This window comes from Bacillus sp. B2-WWTP-C-10-Post-4 (assembly GCF_009183805.1).
Taxonomy (GTDB): domain Bacteria; phylum Bacillota; class Bacilli; order Bacillales; family Bacillaceae_G; genus Bacillus_A; species Bacillus_A cereus.
The window spans coordinates 1-793 of record NZ_WEII01000275.1; the positions used below are offsets into that span (position 1 = coordinate 1).

Below are 793 nucleotides of genomic sequence, written 5' to 3' on the forward strand. Positions count from 1 at the left end.
ATTTAGGATTCTTTACATAATCAAATAGACTACCTTTACAAAATTTAAAAATCAAAACATTCCGAAATTCAGTAGATGCATTGTTTATACCCGATCCAATATTGATATGAAAAGGCCATCCTGCAATTGGAATCTTGTTTTCAAATTCTTTTATGTTTGTATTATCAGTGATTACCAAAAACTGTTGATTCGTTTGTAAAGCATTTCTAAGGGCTGATGTTATATTTTTAAATTTTAATGATATTAAATCAGAGCTTTCAGTCGCTTCTTTATTTTGGGCAAGAAGAAGCTCACCCCAAGTATTGTTTTCAGTATTTAAAGTAAGGAGCAATCCTTGCGGAGTAGTAACTTTAATCTGTTCTGTAAACCTTACATCATCGACTTGTAATTCCTGCGAATTAACTTGCAAATAAAATAGTTTGTCCATTACTTGCTTACGTACTGCAGAAATAATTTCAAGCTCAAACCTCACATTTTGTAAAGAGTTACTGAAATTTACTCCACTATGCGGGACAAGTGGAACAAACATAGGTAACTTTGTCATGTCAGCAACAGAAGACTGGTAGTAATCTAAAATTTCAGGATTATCGACTTGTGAGAAAAGTGACTCCTCTTCTGGTTGAGATAGATAACGAATAGGTAATGAAGGGGCTTCATCAGGATTTAACCTACACACAGAAACCCAAGCAGTTAAAAAATCATCCATTAATAACTCTGGATTAATTATATGCCGATTTTCATCTGTAAGAGGAAAGACAGGTGCATAAGCAGATTTTCCTACTTCAAAATAAAG

General features: G+C 33.2%; 1 protein-coding gene. It reads right to left on the reverse strand.

Features of this window, described 5'->3' with window-relative positions:
- The coding region (locus tag GBN78_RS30530; RefSeq protein ID WP_193224778.1) for a hypothetical protein at positions 1-793 on the reverse strand (793 nt) is incomplete at both ends.